General features: G+C 41.7%; 17 protein-coding genes. 2 read left to right on the top strand and 15 right to left on the bottom strand.

The annotated features are described in order from the left end of the window. Nucleotides 1-8: 8 nt before the first annotated feature. Nucleotides 9-3,545 carry a pyruvate:ferredoxin (flavodoxin) oxidoreductase gene (gene nifJ, locus ABE547_RS02905; RefSeq protein ID WP_347377364.1) on the bottom strand — a complete coding sequence of 1,179 codons (3,537 nt, stop codon included), beginning with the start codon at nt 3,543-3,545 and terminating at the stop codon, nt 9-11. A 541-nt stretch (nt 3,546-4,086) separates the two neighbouring features. Between nifJ and ABE547_RS02910 the strand changes: the two genes are divergently transcribed. Then, entirely contained in the window at nt 4,087-5,235 is a 1,149-nt protein-coding gene (locus tag ABE547_RS02910) for a sodium-dependent transporter (RefSeq protein ID WP_347377437.1), read from the top strand. 98 nt (nt 5,236-5,333) lie between these two features. On the opposite strand, the gene ABE547_RS02915 is transcribed toward ABE547_RS02910, so the two are convergent. The 10 genes from ABE547_RS02915 to proC form a co-directional block, all read right to left on the bottom strand. After that, a complete protein-coding gene (locus ABE547_RS02915) occupies nt 5,334-6,275 on the bottom strand; it encodes a GTP-binding protein (protein WP_347377365.1) in 942 nt (313 codons plus the stop codon). Nucleotides 6,276-6,296: 21 nt separating this feature from the next. Continuing rightward, entirely contained in the window at nt 6,297-7,388 is a 1,092-nt protein-coding gene (locus ABE547_RS02920) for a CobW family GTP-binding protein (protein ID WP_347377366.1), read from the bottom strand. A 203-nt stretch (nt 7,389-7,591) separates the two neighbouring features. Further along, on the bottom strand, nt 7,592-9,574 hold the full coding sequence (locus ABE547_RS02925) for a sodium-translocating pyrophosphatase (RefSeq protein ID WP_347377367.1): 1,983 nt from the start codon (nt 9,572-9,574) through the stop codon (nt 7,592-7,594). 158 nt (nt 9,575-9,732) lie between these two features. Beyond that, nucleotides 9,733-10,476 carry a tRNA pseudouridine(38-40) synthase TruA gene (truA, locus tag ABE547_RS02930; protein ID WP_347377368.1) on the bottom strand — a complete coding sequence of 248 codons (744 nt, stop codon included), beginning with the start codon at nt 10,474-10,476 and terminating at the stop codon, nt 9,733-9,735. A 1-nt stretch (nt 10,477) separates the two neighbouring features. Then, nucleotides 10,478-11,302, bottom strand: coding sequence for an energy-coupling factor transporter transmembrane component T (locus ABE547_RS02935; RefSeq protein WP_347377369.1), 825 nt, complete (start codon nt 11,300-11,302; stop codon nt 10,478-10,480). Then, the gene (locus ABE547_RS02940) at nt 11,295-12,152 is read right to left on the bottom strand and encodes an energy-coupling factor transporter ATPase (protein WP_347377370.1); all 858 of its coding nucleotides are present in this window, start codon (nt 12,150-12,152) and stop codon (nt 11,295-11,297) included. Before ABE547_RS02940 ends, ABE547_RS02935 begins: the two co-directional genes overlap by 8 nt. Then, a complete protein-coding gene (locus ABE547_RS02945) occupies nt 12,137-12,988 on the bottom strand; it encodes an energy-coupling factor transporter ATPase (RefSeq protein ID WP_347377371.1) in 852 nt (283 codons plus the stop codon). Before ABE547_RS02945 ends, ABE547_RS02940 begins: the two co-directional genes overlap by 16 nt. Nucleotides 12,989-13,099: 111 nt before the next feature. Next, entirely contained in the window at nt 13,100-13,618 is a 519-nt protein-coding gene (locus ABE547_RS02950) for a peptidylprolyl isomerase (protein ID WP_347377372.1), read from the bottom strand. A gap of 88 nt (nt 13,619-13,706) precedes the next feature. Then, complete coding sequence (locus ABE547_RS02955) at nt 13,707-14,348, bottom strand: hypothetical protein (RefSeq protein ID WP_347377373.1); 642 nt, start codon at nt 14,346-14,348, stop codon at nt 13,707-13,709. Nucleotides 14,349-14,493: 145 nt separating this feature from the next. Continuing rightward, complete coding sequence (gene proC, locus ABE547_RS02960) at nt 14,494-15,288, bottom strand: pyrroline-5-carboxylate reductase (RefSeq protein WP_347377374.1); 795 nt, start codon at nt 15,286-15,288, stop codon at nt 14,494-14,496. Nucleotides 15,289-15,516: 228 nt separating this feature from the next. On the opposite strand from proC, the gene ABE547_RS02965 reads away from it, so the two are divergent. Further along, the gene (locus tag ABE547_RS02965; RefSeq protein ID WP_347377375.1) at nt 15,517-16,158 is read left to right on the top strand and encodes a GntR family transcriptional regulator; all 642 of its coding nucleotides are present in this window, start codon (nt 15,517-15,519) and stop codon (nt 16,156-16,158) included. Nucleotides 16,159-16,223: 65 nt separating this feature from the next. On the opposite strand, the gene ABE547_RS02970 is transcribed toward ABE547_RS02965, so the two are convergent. The 4 genes from ABE547_RS02970 to ABE547_RS02985 all read right to left on the bottom strand — a co-directional run bounded on the left by ABE547_RS02970 (nt 16,224) and on the right by ABE547_RS02985 (nt 20,545). Continuing rightward, a complete protein-coding gene (locus ABE547_RS02970) occupies nt 16,224-16,826 on the bottom strand; it encodes a TetR/AcrR family transcriptional regulator (RefSeq protein WP_347377438.1) in 603 nt (200 codons plus the stop codon). A gap of 7 nt (nt 16,827-16,833) precedes the next feature. Then, nucleotides 16,834-17,103 (bottom strand): acylphosphatase, encoded by a 270-nt coding sequence (locus ABE547_RS02975; protein ID WP_347377376.1) that lies wholly within the window; start codon nt 17,101-17,103, stop codon nt 16,834-16,836. A gap of 153 nt (nt 17,104-17,256) precedes the next feature. Continuing rightward, entirely contained in the window at nt 17,257-19,632 is a 2,376-nt protein-coding gene (hypD, locus tag ABE547_RS02980; RefSeq protein ID WP_347377377.1) for a trans-4-hydroxy-L-proline dehydratase, read from the bottom strand. A 4-nt stretch (nt 19,633-19,636) separates the two neighbouring features. Continuing rightward, on the bottom strand, nt 19,637-20,545 hold the full coding sequence (locus tag ABE547_RS02985) for a trans-4-hydroxy-L-proline dehydratase activase (protein WP_347377378.1): 909 nt from the start codon (nt 20,543-20,545) through the stop codon (nt 19,637-19,639). Nucleotides 20,546-20,657 lie beyond the last annotated feature (112 nt).

A 20,657-nucleotide genomic window follows, 5' to 3' on the forward strand; every position in this document is an offset into this window, starting at 1 on the left:
ACTGATTCTTATTCTTCTCCGTACAGAGTTACCAGCTTCTTCAGATATGCATATCTTTCCATTGCTTCTGCTTCGTTTCTAGCAAACAGCTTAGCTGCTTTTTCCGGATTAGCTCTCTTCAGTGCATTATAACGAACTTCTCCGTCAAGGAATGCCTGGTAATCTTCCTGTTTAGGCTCTTTGCTGTCAAGTGTAAACTTGCCGCCTTCTGCTGCAGGATTGAATCTGAAGTTGTTCCAGTATCCACATTCTACTGCCAATGCTTCTTCAGTCTGAGCTTTGCTCATACCTTTCTTGATACCATGGTTAATACATGGAGCATAAGCAATGATAAGTGATGGTCCCGGATAAGCCTCTGCCTCTGCAATTGCTTTAACAGTCTGATTGAAGTCAGCACCCATAGCAATCTGTGCTACGTATACATAACCATAGCTCATTGCAATACCTGCAAGGTCTTTCTTCTTCGTCTCTTTTCCGCCTGCTGCAAACTGAGCTGTTGCACCAGTCTTAGTAGCCTTAGAAGACTGTCCACCTGTGTTAGAGTAAACCTCTGTATCGAATACCATGATGTTAATATCTTCACCACTTGCTAATACGTGGTCAACACCACCGAATCCGATATCATAAGCCCATCCGTCACCACCGAAGATCCACTGGGATTTCTTAGCGAGGAAGTCTTTATTCTTAACGATATCTCTGCATGTATCACAATCGCATCCTTCTAATGCTGCAACTAATTTATCTGTAGCATCTCCATTCATAACACCACAGTTGAATGTATCCAGATATTCCTGGCATGCTGCTTTTACTTCTGCCGGAGCTGCATCAGATGCTGCAACAGTCTCTACCTGCTCTTTTAATCTCTTTCTGATTGCTTTCTGAGCAAGTAACATACCATAACCAAACTCAGCATTATCTTCGAATAAGGAGTTTGCCCATGCAGGACCCTGTCCCTTTCCGTTTACGGTATATGGTGTAGACGGTGAAGAGTTACCCCAGATAGAAGAACATCCTGTTGCATTTGCAATGTACATTCTGTCACCGAATAACTGTGTAATTAATTTAGCGTAAGGTGTTTCACCACAGCCGGCACATGCTCCTGAGAACTCTAACAATGGCTGTTTGAACTGACTTCCCTTAACAGTTTCTGGTTTGAACTTCGCAACAACTTCCGGTTTTACCTCGATCTCTCTTCCGAAATCAAAGACATCCTGAGATGCTGCATTAGCTTCCAGATTTTCCATAACAAGAGCTTTCTCACCCTTCTTGCCCGGGCAGACATTTGCACAAGAACCACATCCTGTACAGTCAAGAGCTGATACAGTCATTGTAAACTTCAGTCCCGGCATACCGATCATAGGAATTGCCTGTGTTCCTTCCGGAGCCTTAGCAAGCTCTTCTTCTGTCAATGCTACCGGACGGATAACTGCGTGCGGACATACATATGCACAACGGTTACACTGGATACAGTTCTCAGATTTCCATACCGGGATATCTACTGCGATACCACGTTTCTCGTATGCTGCAGTACCAGACGGTGTAGAACCATCTACATAATCATTGAATGCAGATACCGGAAGTGAGTTACCTTCCTGTGCATTAACCTTTGCCTGAATATTCTTAACAAATGCTACGACATCATCTTTTCCACCCTTAACTTCCGGTGCAAATAAACCTTCGTCTGTGCAGGACTTCCAGGATTCCGGTACTTCTACTTCAACCACCTGTTTTGCACCAGCATCGATTGCGTCGTAGTTCATCTGTACGATCTTGTCACCTTTTCTTCCGTAAGTAGCCTTTGCAGCTTTCTTCATCAGATCAATTGCTTCTTCTTCCGGAATGATAGCAGCAAGTTTGAAGAATGCAGACTGAAGCACTGTATTGATACGTCCGCCAAGTCCGATCTCTTTACCAATCTTGATACCGTCAATTGTATAGAATTTGATGTTGTGGTCAGCGATAAATGCCTTAACCTGTCCAGGTAAATGTTTCTCCAGACCTTCCATGTCCCATGGGCAGTTCAGAAGGAATGTACCGCCGTCAACCAATTCCTGAACCATATTATATTTATTTACATAAGAAGGATTGTGACATGCTACAAAGTTTGCTTTGTGAATCAGGTAAGTAGACTTGATTGGCTTCTTACCGAAACGCAGGTGAGACATTGTAACACCACCAGACTTCTTAGAGTCATAATCGAAGTAAGCCTGTGCATACATATCTGTATTGTCACCAATAATCTTGATAGAGTTCTTGTTTGCACCAACAGTACCGTCTGCTCCAAGACCCCAGAACTTACAGTTGATTGTTCCTTCCGGTGTAGTAACGAGAGGTGCGCCAACTTCCAGTGAAAGATTTGTTACATCATCTTCAATACCGATCGTAAATCTTTCCTTATCAACATTGTTGAATACTGCAACGATCTGTGCAGGTGTTGTATCTTTGGAACCTAATCCGTAACGTCCACAGTTAACCGGAACAGCGTCAAACTTAGATCCTTTCAGTGCAGAAACAACGTCCAGATATAATGGCTCTCCCTGAGCTCCTGGTTCTTTTGTTCTGTCAAGTACATTGATGTATTTTACAGTATCCGGAATTACATCGATCAGTGCCTGTGCACAGAACGGTCTGTAAAGACGAACTTTAACAACACCAACTTTTTCTCCTGCTGCTGTCAGGTAATCAATAGTCTCTTCGATTGTATCACATACAGAACCCATAGCAACGATTACTTTCTCAGCGTCCGGTGCTCCATAATAGTTGAACAGCTTATAATCTGTTCCGATCTTAGCATTTACTTTGTCCATGTATTCCTGAACGATAGCCGGCATAGCATCGTAATATGGGTTACATGCTTCTCTTGCCTGGAAGAAGATGTCCGGATTCTGAGCGGAACCTCTCTGGCATGGATGATTTGGATTCAGAGCGTGGTTTCTGAATTCATCAATTGCATCCATATCTACCAGATCTTTCAGATCTTCATAATCCCATGTTTCAATCTTCTGAATCTCGTGAGATGTACGGAATCCGTCAAAGAAATTGATAAATGGAAGTTTTCCTTTTAATGCTGCACAGTGAGCAACCGGTGTCAGGTCCATAACTTCCTGCACACTGGATTCACAGAGCATAGCAGCACCTGTCTGACGACATGCATATACATCCGAATGATCTCCGAAAATTGACAATGCATGGCTTGCAAGTGCACGAGCTGATACGTTGAATACTCCCGGAAGCTGTTCACCTGCTACTTTATATAAGTTAGGAATCATCAACAATAATCCCTGAGATGCTGTAAAGGTTGTTGTCAGAGCACCTGCTGCCAGGGAACCGTGTACTGCACCTGCTGCACCTGCTTCTGACTGCATCTCTGTTACCTGGACAGTTTGTCCAAATATGTTCTTTCTGCCTTCGGTAGCCCACTCATCTACATGTTCCGGCATAACGGATGATGGGGTGATAGGGTAAATAGCTGCAACTTCAGTATAAGCATATGATGCATGAGCTGCTGCCTGATTACCATCCATGGTCTTCATTTTTCTTGCCATTTTTGTTGTTCCTCCTTAATAATAATACAAATCATATATTTTGACGTGTATAATTATTATAGTCCCTGCATTTCCAAAAGTCTAGCCATTCTTGTCGTTATTTTGTTCCTTTTTCGGTACATCCATCCTTTTATCTGTCGCTCTTTTTCTGATTTCCAGCCTTTCTTTATCCGACATTTTTGTCTGCTTTATTCATCCTCAGATAGTTATTCTATCCCGAAATCATTCCGCATTCTGAATATTTATCACTTTGCACCCTGAATATTCAGAATACCTTGACAATTTTCTAACTATCTGTTGTCATATAAAAAGTTGAATTAAGCGAGGATGCTCTCACAAAGCTTGTGAGCGCATCCTTTTTTAATTCTCTATATCCAAAAACAGAGAATGGAGTGATGTTATGAGTAGTAACGCGAAAAAGGCTTCAGCCAATTTTGGTTCACGATTTGGCTACATTATGGTGGCAGCAGGTGCCGCCATCGGACTAGGAAACATATGAAAATCCCCTTACCTCGCTTACGGCGGAGGCGGCGGTGCCTTCATCGTTGTATACGGAGTTGTAAATCCAAAATTCAAATTTATTGGATTTGTAAATGTGCTTTGTACTTTCATGATTGATATGTACTATATCATTGTCAGCGGTTATGTTTTGAAATACGCTATAACGTATCTCCTTGGAGGACATTTTGGTTCTGATAAGGCCGCTTACTATATGAACTTTATTTTTGATCCGATCGAACCTCTGATCTATGCCGGAACATTGATGATCATCATTGTTCTGCTGTTGTCAAAGGGTATTACTGAACTTGTCGAGAAAGTAACAAAGATAATCATGCCTTTACTGTTTGTCCTTCTCCTCATCTGCGGATTCTGGGCTTTATTTGCATTTGACGGAGCAATTGATGGATTAAAGTTCTATCTGATTCCTGATTTTTCCAAATTCACCTGGAAAACATTTGCTGACGCATGTATGCAGGTAATGTTCTCTGTCGGTATCGGATGGGCAATCTTTGTTACATTAGGTGCAAGTGTAAAAGACAGCGCAAATATTCGGAAAGATTCTATGATGGTTACAGTCTGTGATACGGCTGTTGCACTGACTGCAGGTTTTGTAGTCATCCCTACAGTTGTCGGATCCGGCTCCGAGATGGCAGCAGGTCCTTCCCTGATCTTCCTTGCCATGACAGAGATCTTTTCAAAACTACCTGGCGGTAACATACTTGGTCTTTTCTTCTATACAGCAATCATATTTGCCGTTCTTTCTACTTTCTTTACAATTCTGGAAATTCCGGTGAAATGTGTAGAAGAAAAGTTCCACATTAATCACCGCAAGGCAACCTGGATCACTGCCGGTCTGATCTTCATAGGCGGAATTTTCTGTTCACTGAGTCAGGGCATGGGACTTTTGAGCGGACTCAAACTCCCATGGTGGTCCTATGGCACAGGTATCTCCTATTACAATATTTATGACTTGGTTGATTGTTTCTCCGGTTATGTGCTGCTTCCATTAGGATGCCTGCTGACTGCGTTCTATTGCTATAAAGTGTGGGGATTCAAAGGATATGAAAAAGAACTGACAAAAGATGGACGTGACGGAAAATTAAGCATGTATGACAAGATAGTCATGACAGTTGCTGTTCCGATTCTCACACTTATCGTTATTCTGAACTGCTTCGGATTCATCAAATAAAACAGATCATTTTTTATTACAAAAGGAACTTTTCCTGAATACAGATTTATATATCTATATTCGAGAAAAGTTCCTTTTTATTTAAAAACACATCATATCTACCCAAGATATACTACTTCTTCTGATGGCTTTTCTGCCGGTTCCATATCAATCAGATATAATACCGGCTGCTTGCTTCCGAATGCAGCAAGAGATTCATATTCAAATCTCGCTCTGACACGAACCCATGCTCGCTTCGAAATCTGTATCTTTTTTCCCGCTTTACATGGATACCCATAATATCGGACATCTGCCGCACAGCAGGTCATGATCTGACGAACAGGAACAAACATATCATCCTTCATTCCACGTGGGCGAAATGTCTGTGCTTTAAACTCGATCTCTTTATGAAGATATAATTCCGGATGATCATATGCATCTACATACCAGATTCCAAAATCCATATCCTCAATTACAATTTTATCTCCTTTGACGTCATATGGCAGATCTTCCTCCGAAGGTTCAATAATCTTGCCGTCAATGCCCTCAAATATTAACTGGGCCATTGGATTCTGAACCTTAAGTGCACGTCGGAATCCGGAACGATCCACTCCTTCCGCACATCTGTTAACAACAATCAGTTCTGATTCTGCGAGCTGTTCCATCAGCATATTTCTCATATTGGTCAGATACATATCCAAAGTTGTTCCATCTACCGTTGAATATACACCCTGAAGCTCAAAATTCCGGGGATATTTGATCGTCAGCAGATCTTCCAGCTTCCACATTCCGTTATATTCAATTACAATCTGGGCCGGATGATAATTCTTCTCACAATTTTTAAAAAACACTGTGTTCAGCTGGCTAATATCGTCTATTTTCAGTAATACCATTTCTTTTTCATCCAGATATTCCTGTGTATATTCTTCTTCCCCTTCCTCACACATTAATAAAAGAGTAAGTCCCGGTTCGATCCATTCCTGCTCCATCAATGTTTCTTTTATCATCGTGGTTTTTCCACTGTCTAAAAATCCGGTTACCACAAATACAGGCGTTACCATAATATCACCCTCTTTACTTTCCTACTGAATATGGAACAATTTCAAAAGATCTTCTTCTTTCAGATCTGTTCCGATCACACACACTCTTCCTGTATAGTCTGCCTGTCCTTCTCTTACCTCATATTCCTGAGGCACAAGATCAAACTGTTTCCAGACTCCGTCTGTCATCTGAATAATACCCTTTGATCGAAGTATCGTTCCGTATGCATCCGTCTCTGCCAGCACTTTCAACAGAAAATCCAGCTCTTCTTCTGTATACTTATGCGCCGTTTCCTTTCCCCAGCTTGTAAACACTTCATCTGCATGGTGGTGATGATGCTCATGACCGCAGCATTCTTCATGGTCATGATCGTGATCATGGTGGTGATGCTCATGGCAGCAGCATTCTTCATGGTCATGATCGTGGTCATGGTGGTGATGATGTTCATGGTCGCAGCACTCTTCATGGTCATGGTCGTGATCATGGTGGTGATGATGTTCATGATCATCAGACTCTTCCAGCAGACTCTCAAGATCAACCCCTTTGTTCAACGCATGCAAAATTGCATCTTTTCCCAGTTCTTCCCATGGTGTTGAGATAATGGTCGCTTCTGCATTTTTTTCCCGAAGCATATGAACACACTCTTCAATCTTTTCATCGCTCATCATCTGTGTACGACTGATTACAACTGTTGATGCATGCTCAACCTGATTTTCAAAAAATTCGCCAAAATTTTTCATATAAAGCTTTGCTTTTTTACCATCAACCACGGTAATTCTTCCATCAATCTCAATGTCCGCATCTTTCTTTACATTTTCAATCGCTTTTGCAACGTCTGACAGCTTACCTACACCAGACGGTTCAATAATCACTCGATCCGGCCGGTATTCTTCCAGAACTTTCTGAAGTGCAACATTGAAATCTCCAACCAGCGTACAACAGATACATCCTGAATTCATCTCTGTAATTTCAATGCCTGCATCCTTCAGAAAACCTCCATCTATGCCGATCTCTCCAAATTCATTCTCAATCAGCACCAGTTTTTCTCCCGAAAATACATCCTGAATCAGCTTTTTTATGAATGTCGTTTTCCCTGCGCCTAAAAATCCGGATATAATATCCACTTTCGTCATATTCATTGCCTCTTTTCTATACTATATCTTCAATAATCCCATCGTCACATATCTTATCACAATCTTCTTTTCCTTTCCAGTCCTATCCTTTTTCTCCGTAACAAAGAATACAAAACAGATTGTGAATTCTCCTGCCACATAAAAACAGTATTGTCGGATATATCCGACAATACTGTCTGTAATCCAAAGATATGGTATTCCTGTTACAGCAGTCCGCCAATAGACAGGAATAATGGTGCAAATACGAGTGACACAATTGTCATCAGCTTGATCAGAATATTAATAGATGGACCTGATGTATCCTTAAACGGATCTCCAACTGTATCTCCAACTACAGCTGCTTTGTGTGCTTCGCTTCCTTTTCCACCATGGTTTCCATCTTCGATATATTTCTTCGCATTGTCCCATGCACCACCTGCATTAGACATGAAGATAGCCATCATAACACCTGTAACAAGTGCTCCTGCCAGAAGTCCTCCAAGAGAAGCAGGTCCTAACAGAATTCCAACAGCTAACGGAGCAACTACTGCCATAATACCCGGTACCAGCATCTCCTTCAGTGCTGCTGTTGTAGAAATGGCAACGCATGATTTATAATCCGGCTTCTCCGTTCCCTGCATGATTCCCGGCATTGTTCTGAACTGACGTCTTACTTCCTCAATCATCTGATATGCTGCTTTTGATACAGATGACATCGTCATGGCAGAGAACAGGAACGGAAGCATACCACCGATCAGAAGTCCGATGATAACACGGCTGTCAAGAATATCAATTGTCTCAAGCTTAACAGCTTCTGCATAAGACACAAACAATGCAAGAGCCGTCAATGCCGCTGATCCAATTGCAAAACCTTTACCCATGGCAGCTGTTGTATTTCCAACCGCATCCAGTTTATCTGTGATCTGACGAACTTCATGCTCCAGCCCGGACATTTCAGCAATACCACCTGCATTATCAGCAATCGGTCCGTATGCATCTACTGCAACCGTAATTGCAGTCGTAGACAGCATTCCAACTGCCGCAAGAGCGATTCCGTAAAGTCCGCATGACTGATATGCAATAAAGATACCTACACAGATTAACAGAATTGGGATAGCTGTAGACTTCATTCCAACGGCAAGACCACTGATAATCGTTGTAGCAGATCCGGTCTCAGACTGCTCGGCGATTTCTTTTACAGACTTATAATCACCGGATGTATATACCTCTGTGATAATACCGATCAGAAGACCAACAACCAGTCCTGCAACAATCGCGATTGCTGCTCTGAAATCCCCAAAGAAATATCTGCTTAACACAACAGAAATAATCAGCACCAGAGCACTCGCTACGTAAGATCCCATCTTCAATGCTTTATGTGGGTTGGACTTCTCGTCACCCTTTACAAAGAAAGTTCCCAGAATAGACGCAACCAGACCCAGTCCGGCGATAAGCAACGGGAATACAGCTCCTTCCTCCTGGAAATATACAATTCCCAAAGTCAAAGCCGAAATCAAAGCTCCCACATAAGATTCAAACAGATCGGCACCCATTCCTGCAACATCACCTACGTTATCACCTACATTGTCAGCAATAACCGCCGGGTTACGCGGATCATCCTCAGGGATACCAGCTTCAACCTTACCTACCAGATCCGCTCCTACGTCTGCAGCTTTCGTATAGATACCACCGCCAACACGGGCAAACAATGCAATAGAAGATGCTCCAAGACTGAATCCGGTAATGATATCTACATTTCTCGTAATGAGGTAGATAACGCTCACACCAAAGACACCAAATCCAGCCACGCACATACCCATAACTGCTCCACCGGAAAATGCAATGGAAAGAGCTTTATTCATTCCCTTTTCTTTCGCTGCATTTGCTGTTCTGACATTTGCCTTCGTAGCAACCTTCATTCCGCAGAAGCCTGCCAGTGTAGAAAACAATGCTCCAACAACAAAGCAAATTGCTGTAATCCAGTTTCCGATACCGACACCAATGAGCACAAAGAGTACCGCAACGAATATGATAAGAATTTTATATTCTGCTGTCAGGAACGCCTGTGCTCCATCACTGATTGCAGATGCAATCTCCTTCATTCTGTCTGTTCCTGGTTCCTGCTTATTTACCCTTGCTGCAAGGTATGCTGCAAACAAAAGGCCCAAAATACCCAGGAACGGAACAATTTTCAAAAACATTTCCATAATTCAATCCTCCCTGTGAATTAATGTATTTTATATATTAACATAAAAATTGGCTTTGTATAGAGCTTTTTTGAAGTTTTTTTGTTTTTTCTTTTTTGATATGAAGAATTTTTTGCAATTATCACAAAAATGAAGATGTCATTTTGCCAATTATTTTTCTATTCTTCATACTGGATTTTCACAAGGACAAGCCCCTCCGGAGGTGCCGTAACTCCCTCCGAAGTATGTTTTTTTGCTTCCATAATGTCTCTTATCTTCTCCGGAGTGTAAAATTTTCTTCCCACACGGATCAAAGTTCCCGCTATAATTCTGACCATATTATATAAAAAACCATTTCCGGTCACGCGAATTGTAATCTCCGGCCCTGCCTTCCAGATCTCAATATCATATATCGTGCGGACAGTATCTACCGCATTCGTCCTTACATTGCAGAAACTGGAAAAATCATGTTCCCCCACGAGATAAGATGCCCCCTGCTTCATCAGTTCGATATCCAGAGGAAACGATACATACGCGCTGTATCTGCTTTTCAGAGGATTCGGTACCTTTTCATTATAAATATGATATTCATAAGTTTTTATAATATGATCCTGATGTCTGGGATGCCAGAGGGATGAAACCTCATCAGAAGAAACCACCACAATATCCCCCGGAAGTCTCTGATTCAGCGCATAGGCGAACCTTTCCGGCGGAATGGATGATTCCGTATCAAATACCGCCACATTCCCAAGTGCATGTACCCCTGAATCCGTACGACTCGCACCTGTAACATGAATAATTTCCCCCGTCAATTCAGTAATCGAATTATTCAATTTTTCTTCAATTGTGACTCCATTCGGCTGCACCTGCCAGCCACAATAATTCGTTCCGTCATAGGCAACAACTAACCTGATTCTTTTCATATCACAACATTCCTATATGGAGAGGTACATATCTTCCAATCAATACAACAGCGACCACATATACGATCACAATAAGATATGCCACATAATCACACTTCTCATAACGAAGAGGTTTCATCTTTGTCCTGCCTTCTCCACCACGGTAACATCTCGCTTCCATTGCCATAGCAAGGTCATTGGCTCTTCGAAACGCCGATACAAACAGCGGCACCAGAATCGGGATCATACTTTTCGCCTTCTGAATCATATTCCCGCTTTCCAGATCTGCTCCACGTGCAATCTGAGCCTTCATAATCTTATCTGTCTCTTCCAGCAGAATCGGAATAAACCTGAGTGCGATTGACATTACCATAGCAATCTCATGCACCGGGACATGAACCTTATTCAATGGATACAAAAGTGCTTCAATGCCATCTGTCAACTCGTTTGGCGTCGTTGTAAATGTCATAAGCGAAGACCCTATAATCAGATAAATCAGGCGTATCGCCATATAGACAGCTGTGCGAAGACCGCCTTCTGTAATCGTAAATATCCACGCATGAAACAGTACATCCCCGCTTCTGGTAAGAAACAGATTAAAAATAACCGTAATCATCAGCAGCATAATGATCGGCCTCAAACCTTTTACAATATAGCTCAGCGGAACCTTTGACAGATATATGACAATTGCCAGAAATAACGTCGTAATCAGATAGCCGGAAATGCTGCTGAACAGAAACAAAGACACCAGATACAACAGCGTTCCCATCAGTTTGACTCTTGGATCCAATCTGTGTAGTATACTTTTTGCCGGATAATATTGTCCAATCGTTATATCTCTAATCATTCTTCTTCTCCAATACCCGAAGGATCTCTCCTGCGGCTTCTTCTACTGTAGTCACATTGACTTCCACCGGGAATCCCTTCTCCTTAAGCGCATGCATGATATAGGTGACCTGCGGTGCCGCAAGCCCGACTTGCTCCAGTTCCTGATAATGTGCAAATACATTCTTCGGCCTGTCATTATACATGACACTTCCTTTATTCATTACAATAATACGATCCGCATATCGTGCAATATCTTCCATACTGTGCGATACAAGAATGACCGTCATATCACTCTCTTTATGCAGATAAGCAATCTGTTCCAGAATATCGTCTCTTCCCTTCGGATCAAGTCCTGCCGTTGGTTCATCCAGAACCAGAACTTTCGGCCGCATCGCCAGGACACCGGCAATTGCCACCCTTCTCTTCTGACCTCCCGACAGTTCAAAAGGAGAAGATTTGTAATATTTCTCTTTCAGTCCTACCAGCTTAAGTGCCTCCAGCGCCCGCTTTTCACATTCCTGCTTACTCAGGCCCTGATTTTTCGGCCCGAAGCATACGTCTGACATTACATCTACCTCAAACAGCTGATGCTCAGGATACTGAAAGACCAGTCCCACCTGATTGCGCAGCTCTTTCATATTATATCCATCTGCATAGATATTTTCATCATTATAATACAAGGCCCCACTTGTTGCTTTCATCAGCCCGTTCAAATGTTGTATCAATGTTGATTTTCCCGACCCTGTATGACCAATGATTCCAACAAACTCTCCATGAGGTATTTCCAGGCAGATATCCTTTAAAGCATGTTTTTCATATGCGGTTCCCGCACTGTATACATAATTCAGATGTTCTATTCTAATTGACATAATATATCCACCAACTCTTCTTTTCTTAATATACCAGCCGGTATATTAAGCCCTTTCTTTCTAAGTTCATCGGCCAGGATCGTCACCTGCGGCACATCCAGTCTGAGACTTTTCAATTCCTCAACTCTGGAGAACACCTCTTTTGGTGTTCCTTCCATAACAATTCGTCCGTGATCCATAACAAATATCCTGTCCGCATCCACAACTTCTTCCATATAATGTGTAATAAGGATCACTGTAACATGTTTCTGTTTTCTCAGCTTCTGAACTGTCTTCAGAACCTCTTTTCGTCCTACCGGATCCAGCATGGCTGTCGGTTCATCCAGCACAATACACTTTGGCTCCATCGCTACAACACCTGCGATCGCTACACGCTGCTTCTGACCTCCGGACAGTTTATTCGGAGAATGATGCCGATACTCAATCATCCCTACTGCTTTCAGACTTTCTTCCACACGCTGCCAGATCTCATCTGTAGGCACTCCAAGATTCTCCGGACCAAAACCGACATCTTCTTCTACGACAGTGCCGATAATCTGATTATCCGGATTCTGGAATACCATTCCGGCAGTCTGTCTTACGTTCCATATTTCTCCCGGATCACTGGTGTTCTTTCCATCCACCCACATACTCCCCTCCGTAGGAACGAGAATCGCATTGATGTGTTTCGCAAATGTAGACTTCCCGGATCCATTATGTCCGAGAATAGCAATGAACTGCCCTTCTTTTACATCAAGATCTACCCCGTCAACTGCTCTGGATGTTCCGATCACATTGCCGTCCTCATCCCGTTTTTCATATTCATATATCAGTTTTTCTGTCTGAACCATATCCATCGGCTCACACCTCCACTGTCTGCTTTCCTGCTATTTGAAATGTGCTGCCCCATAAGGCGCAGCACATCATTGCCAGAATTACTCTGATTCATAAGTTTTATAATGATTCTGTTATGCTCTCTCCGGCTCCGGATAATCAATTCCCATCGTATCTACTGTCACCTTTTTCATCTTCTGCTCTGTAAGCGGTCGGTCACTGTAATCTGTATCCGTTTCTGCAATCTTATTCACTACATCCATACCTTCCACAACTTTACCAAATGCAGCGTATGCACCATCCAGATGAGGAGCATTCTTATGCATAATAAAAAACTGGGATCCGGCAGAATCCGGATGCATTGCACGTGCCATAGAGAGAACTCCTTCTGTATGTGCAAGTGCATTTGCAAAACCATTCTGCAGGAACTCACCCTTAATATTATATCCAGGACCACCCATACCGGTTCCGTCCGGGCATCCGCCCTGAATCATGAATCCTCTTATCACACGGTGAAAGATCAATCCGTCATAATACCCTTTTTTTACAAGAGAGATAAAATTATTCACTGTGTTCGGTGCAATCTCCGGGTAAAGCTCTGCTTTTATCACGTCTCCATTTTCCATTTCAATTGTTATAATTGGGTTTTCCATTCTATGTTTCCTCTTTTCTTTCATAATTTCATTGTACACTTTCTTAATTGTAACGGATATTTTCCCATCCGTAAAGACTATTTCTTTCTCATATTTTCAATTCTGTTTTCTCCAGACCTGAATACAGAATCATTCCTCCCTTTTCTTCATATCCCGTATCCCATAATTCTTTCAGGGAAAATTCAGTAGCTTCACCATACGTGGCAACCGTAATCTGCATATCATTTTTCAGTTCTTCATATCCGACTACTAAAAACCAGTGCCAGATAAAATCCTGAAATTTCTGTGTATCTTTGTGCTTCAGCATCAGATACGGTACTGGATAGCCGGAATCAATCTGGCTGCGAATCTTATCTCCCGCATCTTTACAAGTGTGATTTCCTGAAAATGCTTCCATTGTAATCTGCGTATTGACACCCTTTTGTTCATTCACATCCCGAATGTACCTGTTCAGACCATCGATATACCATTCCAGTTTTTTCACACCTCCGACACGCGGCCGGATATATGGCTTCATGATCTGACTGAACGCTTTATATTCTTCTTTTGTAAGATGTTCCTCATCAAAAGGATACCATTCCTTCATGCCTTTATACCTGGCAAAATAAATACAGCTGTCACAGGCAGTCGCTGCACCGCAGCCCCCGATATTCATAACTACATTGGTGAACCATTCCTGATTGCCGCCAAATGCTTCATCTATTGTAAAATAATCCAATTCTTTCTTCATATATCTTCACCAGTCTTTTTATTTTGAAGTGCTTCGTACGAAGGAGTACACACCATAACCTATGAGAGAGATTCTATCACACATTCCCGAAAAGAAGCAAGGGCAGATGCCTTTTTCATCAGCATCTGCCCTCAGATTCAACACTCTACATATTTTTGGAAATCTCTTCACATACTTTCATAGCTTCAATGATCGCACTTCTGAATCCCAGTTCTTCCAGTGTACGAACTGCTTCAATTGTCGTTCCCGCCGGTGAACATACCATATCTTTCAGTTCTCCCGGATGCTTTCCTGTATCCAGTACCATCTTTGCACTACCAAGCACTGCCTGTGCAGCAAACTGATAAGCCTGCGGTCTTGGCATTCCTCCTGATACTGCTGCATCAGCCATAGCTTCAATCATCATAAACACATATGCCGGTGAACTTCCACTTACAGATACAACTACATCCATCAGACGTTCCGGAATGATCTCTACACGGCTGAAACTTTCCAGCAGTGTCTTAACATATGTGATCTCGTCTTCTTTCATATATTCATTTGGGCATGCAGCTGTCATGCCTTCACCTACCATAGCCGGTGTATTTGGCATGGTACGAACGATCTTTACAGCTTTTCCAAACTGTTCTCCCAGCCATGCAAGCGTCTTTCCAGGAGCAATTGTAATGATAATCTGATTCTCTCTGATATCATCTTTAATCTCTGCGATTACACTCGCATAGAACTGAGGCTTTACAGACAATACAATTACTTCTGCTTTTTCCACTACTTCTTTATTACTGTCTGTTACATTGATTCCAAACTGTTCTTTTACTCTTTCTCTTCCTGGTGCAAACAGATCTGCACCGATGATCTCCTCTGCCGGAATAACCTGATTCTTAATAATTCCACCCATGATGGCAGATGCCATGTTACCTGTACCAATAAATCCTAATTTCATATTTCCCCATCCTTTCAACGTATGTATTTGTATACAGTTATTTAATTTGTATACAACTTCCTTTAAGATGAATATACCATCTTCCGTCATAAAAGTCAACCTTTTATTCTTGATTTTTTCCCGAAAAAGCGTTATAATTTGTATACAATATATAAAAACGTATACTTTCATTCCAGTTATCGCGTTCGAGAATTTCGACACAGGATTCAAATAAAAGGGGTAATATTTATGGCTGAAAAAAACACATCTCTTGCCGATCAGGCTTATGAAAAAATCAAACAGAATATTCTGAATCTGACTTATCCTCCCGGAATGGTTCTGACAGAATCCATGCTGACACGTGAGCTTGGCATGAGTCGAAGTCCCGTGCGCACTGCTATCCAGATGCTGCAGTCCGAAGGACTAATCGTCTCAGATTATTACAAATCCATGACTGTAAAAGAGATTACGGATACAGATATCAATGAGATCTATCAACTGCGTGAATTACTGGAAGGAGCCGCTTTCCGACTGATCTTTACTTCCGGTCGTCATGAGGAATACTCTTATCGAATCGAAGAAAAAGTCGTAAGAATGTGTGCCGCGGCCGGTGATCTGTATGACTGGGAAGTGGCGGATACTGCCATGCATATGGAGATTATCAGTATATTTGAAAATGAACGGATTAACCGAATCTATGAAAATAATCTGTCAGAATTAATCCGGATCGGCCAGTATTCCATTAAGAACGGTATGCATATTCCGGTAACCAATGAAAATCTGAAAAAAATGGTGACCTATATGCGCAAGGGGAATTATGAAAAAGCTTATGCCATTCTTCAGAAGGATCATTTTAGAATAGGACATGACACAGCGTTAATAAGGCATTAATACTTTCTCTCAAAAAAGGGGCATTGCTCCACAGATGATTACTCATCTATGGAACAATGCCCCTTTTATATAATGTTCTCCTCTTTAAAATGCTCCATCATCATCGGCATACACTCTCTGCTGTACTCGCCCAGAGAATATTCTCCTTTATTCAGACACCAGTCCGTCACCAGAGCACGTTCGCACATTGCATAATACTTTGTAATCTCACTGACCGAAACATCAGACCGGATCTGTCCTCTTTTCTGTCCTTCTTCCACAACTTTTGTGATCAGCTTGTAATAATTTCTGTTCTGGTCGAGCAGATGTCTGTTCCCCTGTGCCACTAACTGCGTGGAATAAAGCGATGTGATCAGATCAATACTGATTTTTTCCTCCATCATGGAATGCGCCTTATCATTTAGATAAAGCAGCTTTGAAAAACTGTTCATCTGTGGGTCCAGCTCCCGCTCCAGTTCTTCATAATAATCATCCAATATCATGGACAATGTATTCAAAAGCTCGTCCTTCGTACTGAAATAATAATAGAAAGAACCTTTTGAAGTTCCTGACAATTCGATGATATCATCAACCGTCGTTCCATTATATCCTTTTTCATAAAACAACTGCCATGCAGCTGATACAATTTTGCTTTTTACACTTCTCTTTTCCATGTTTTCCCCTCTCATGCCAATGTCATCGTACATAAAAACTACTTTCCTGTTCTACAGGAATATCTTCTGTATCAATCCAGTCAATCTGAATAAAATTACTGCGGTTCAGCCCTTTCATCAATTCATGTATCAGCATTTCCCTTCCCTGAATCTCCATAAGAACCGTACCGTCATATTCATTTTTTACCCATCCGGTCAAACGAAGAGATTGTGCCAGATATTTTGCCGTATACCGAAAGCCGACACCCTGTACTCTTCCATGAAATCTCATTCTTCTTCTCACTTCTGCCATCTTTCTCTCACTGCTTTCTGTATTTGAGAATCGTCACTTACACCATTGTAATCGCAAAAAGAGAAAAAAGCAATTTTTATTATACAAAAAATACACAGACTGCTACATTTTGTAACAGTCTGTGTATAAATGACATTTTACAGGAACCTACGATTAATTAAATGACTGTTCTGTTCTTTCAATGATCTCGTCCTGAAGAGCTTTGCTCAGATTGCGGAAATGATCACTGTATCCAGCCACACGCACGATCAGATCTTTGTAATCCTCCGGATGCTTCTGTGCCTGAATCAATGTTTCTCTGTCAATTACGTTGAACTGAATATGATGTCCATCCATATTGAAGTAAGTACGTACCAGGTTTGCCATCTGATCCAGACCTTCCTCACCTGCTACTACGCTTGGAGTAAACTTCTGATTCAGAAGTGTACCGCCTGTCTGAAGATGATCCATCTTTGCACAGGATTTTACAACTGCTGTCGGTCCGTTTACATCTGCACCCTTTTCCGGAGAGATACCCTCAGATACCGGCTTATGTGCCAAACGTCCATTTGGACTTGCCATCATAACATCACCGAAATATACATGACAGGTAGTTGGAAGCATATTGATTCGATACATACCTCCCAGCATATTCGGACGTCCTGTCACCTGACTTCTGTAATATTCAAATACATCTCTCATGATATCATCTGCATAGTCATCATCATTACCATATTTTGGTGTTTTGTTTCTGACCAGATTCAGAATTCTGTCATGTCCTTCAAAGTTATCATCCAGAGCCTGCATCAGTTCTTCCATTGTAAATGTCTTTTTATCATATACATTGTATTTTACTGCTGCCAGACAGTCTGTAATTGTTCCGATTCCTACGCCCTGCAGATATTTTGTATTATATCTTGCTCCGCCGCTGTTATAATCCTTTCCTTTGGAAATACAGTCATTGGTAATAATAGAAAGGAACGGTACAGGCATATACTCAGCAAAGATCTTTTCGATCACATTGCTTCCCTGGATCTTGATATCGATAAAGTATTTCATCTGCTTCTTGAACGCATCATACAGTTCTTCATATGTCTTGAAATCTGTTGCATAACCAAGCTTCAGACCAAGCTGCTGATCAGTCATCTTATCATAACCATTATTCAGCGTTAATTCAAAAATCTTTGGAATGTTGAAATATCCTGTCAGGATATATGCCTCATTACCAAATGCACCTGTCTCTACACATCCGCTCGTTCCGCCGCGTCTTGCATCTTCCAGTGACTTTCCTGCATTCATCAGCTCCTGAATGATCGCTTCTGTGTTATAGAATGCCGGCTGTCCCCATCCCTTACGAGACACTTCACATGCACGTTTCAGGAATTTCTGTGGTGTCTTTCTGCTGATCTGTACATTTGAACTTGGCTGAAGAAGTTTCATCTCATCCATACAGTCAAGGATCAGATAGCTGACATTATTGACACCATTTTCACCGTTTGGAGTAATTCCACCTGTATTCAGGTTTGCAAAATCTGTATATGTACTACTTTCTTTTAATGTAATTCCTACCTTCGGTGGTGCAGGCTGATTGTTGAATTTTACCCACAGGCATTCCAGAAGTTCCAGTGCCTTTTCATCATCCAGAATTCCGGCTTCCACATCTTTTTCATAGAATGGATTCAGATGCTGATCCAGACGTCCCGGGCTGTATGCATCCCATGGATTCAGCTCACTGGTTACTCCCAGATGTACGAACCAGTACATCTGAATTGCCTGCCAGTATGTCTCCGGCTTATGTGCAGGTACAACATCACAGTTAGCCGCAATCTGAAGAAGTTCTTCTTTTCTCTTTGGATCAGCTTCTTTTTCAGCTAATTCTCTTGCATATGCTGCGTAACGCTCTCCAAGAACCATGATCGCATCGCAGGCTTTTGCCATACCACGAAGCTGATTTCTCTTGTCAAATGCTTCCTTGTCATTGTAAAAATCCAAAGCATCCAGAGACTTCTGAATATCTTCTTTATAATCCAGAAATCCTTTTTCATAAATTTTGAAAGAACCAACCGTATGACCCGGTCCTCTCTGCTCCATAAACTCGGTAAAAATACCTGCTCCGTAACAAGCTTTCCATTCATCTGTCATATTTGCCAGAATCTTATGACGGGTAGAACGATGATCCCAATATGGAATAATTACCTTTTCCTGATAATCATAATCCTCTTCTTTTACTTTAAAATTAATCAGTTCACGATCATTCATAACATGCATGTCTTCAACAGTGTGACAGCAAAGTTCCGGGAATGTAGGAGATGCCTGCGGAGAATCTCCTTTCTCTCCAACGATCAGTTCACCTTCTCCAATGTAAAGTGTCTTGGTGGAAAAATAGTCATACAGAACCTGTGCACGAAGTTCCGGAATTGACATCTCTCCTTCATATTTTTTGTAAGTTTCCGTCTCACTCTTTGCACGTTCCAGGTCAATGTGCGGCTGTGTATTCACGCTCTTTTCACGCAATGCCTGAATACGTTCGTTCATTCCTCTTTTTTCCATGTCTTTAACCTCCTATTTTTATATTATGGAATCCAGCTGATTTAAAAAGTTCCACAAAATGATTCATCTCTTCTTTTGATGGTGCATGAAGTTCTGTTCCTTCATAAACTTTGCCGATCTTTACATATTTACCGGATCCGGTATTGTGATACGGCAAAAGATTTACCTGTGCAACCTGAATGTTTTTCTCTTTCAGATAGGCAATGATGTCGTTCATTGCTTTGTCCGTTCCGTTTACTTCCCGAATCGTAGGAATCCGGATATATATTCTGGCTCCGGCCGCACTGATCTTTTCCAGATTGGACAGGATCAGTTCATTTCCTGCTCCAATATACTTTTTATGTATCTCATTATCCATCGTCTTGATATCATATAAAAACGTATTTACATACGGAAGCAGACGTTCAAAATTCTCATAAGGCGCCTGACCGCAGGTATCGATCGTTACTGTAATTCCATGATGAACCAGCTTTTTACACAACTCTTCCACATAATCCATATCGGCTGTCATAACTTCCCCGCCGGATAATGTAACACCACCGCCGGATTCCTCATAGAACATTTCATCTTTACGCAGCTCTTTCACCAGTTCATCCACGGTATATTCTTTTCCAATTATTTCCCGAAGATTCAGATTACAATAATCTGTACAGGTTCCGCATGCATCACACAATTTCAGATCAGTAACCACTTTTCCATTCTCTTCATGGATTGCTTTCTGCGGACAGGCCTTCTCACAGCTCAGACAGCCAACACACCTTTCCCTGTCATAGGACGGTTGCTTTTTATAATTTTGAGTCTCCGGATTATGGCACCATACACATTTTAACAGGCACCCCTTAAAAAATACTGTAGTTCTGATTCCATCTCCATCATGGATCGAGTACTTCTGTATACTAGTGATCAGACTCATATTTTCACCTCTCAAATTTGTTTTAGACTAACGTTCGTACTATAGTCTAAAAATACCAAAATCACGCACAGTTGTCAAGTATTTAACAACCATCATTTCCACTCCGATACAT

Source organism: Dorea sp. YH-dor226, from assembly GCF_039832105.1.
In the GTDB taxonomy this organism is placed as follows: domain Bacteria; phylum Bacillota; class Clostridia; order Lachnospirales; family Lachnospiraceae; genus Dorea_A.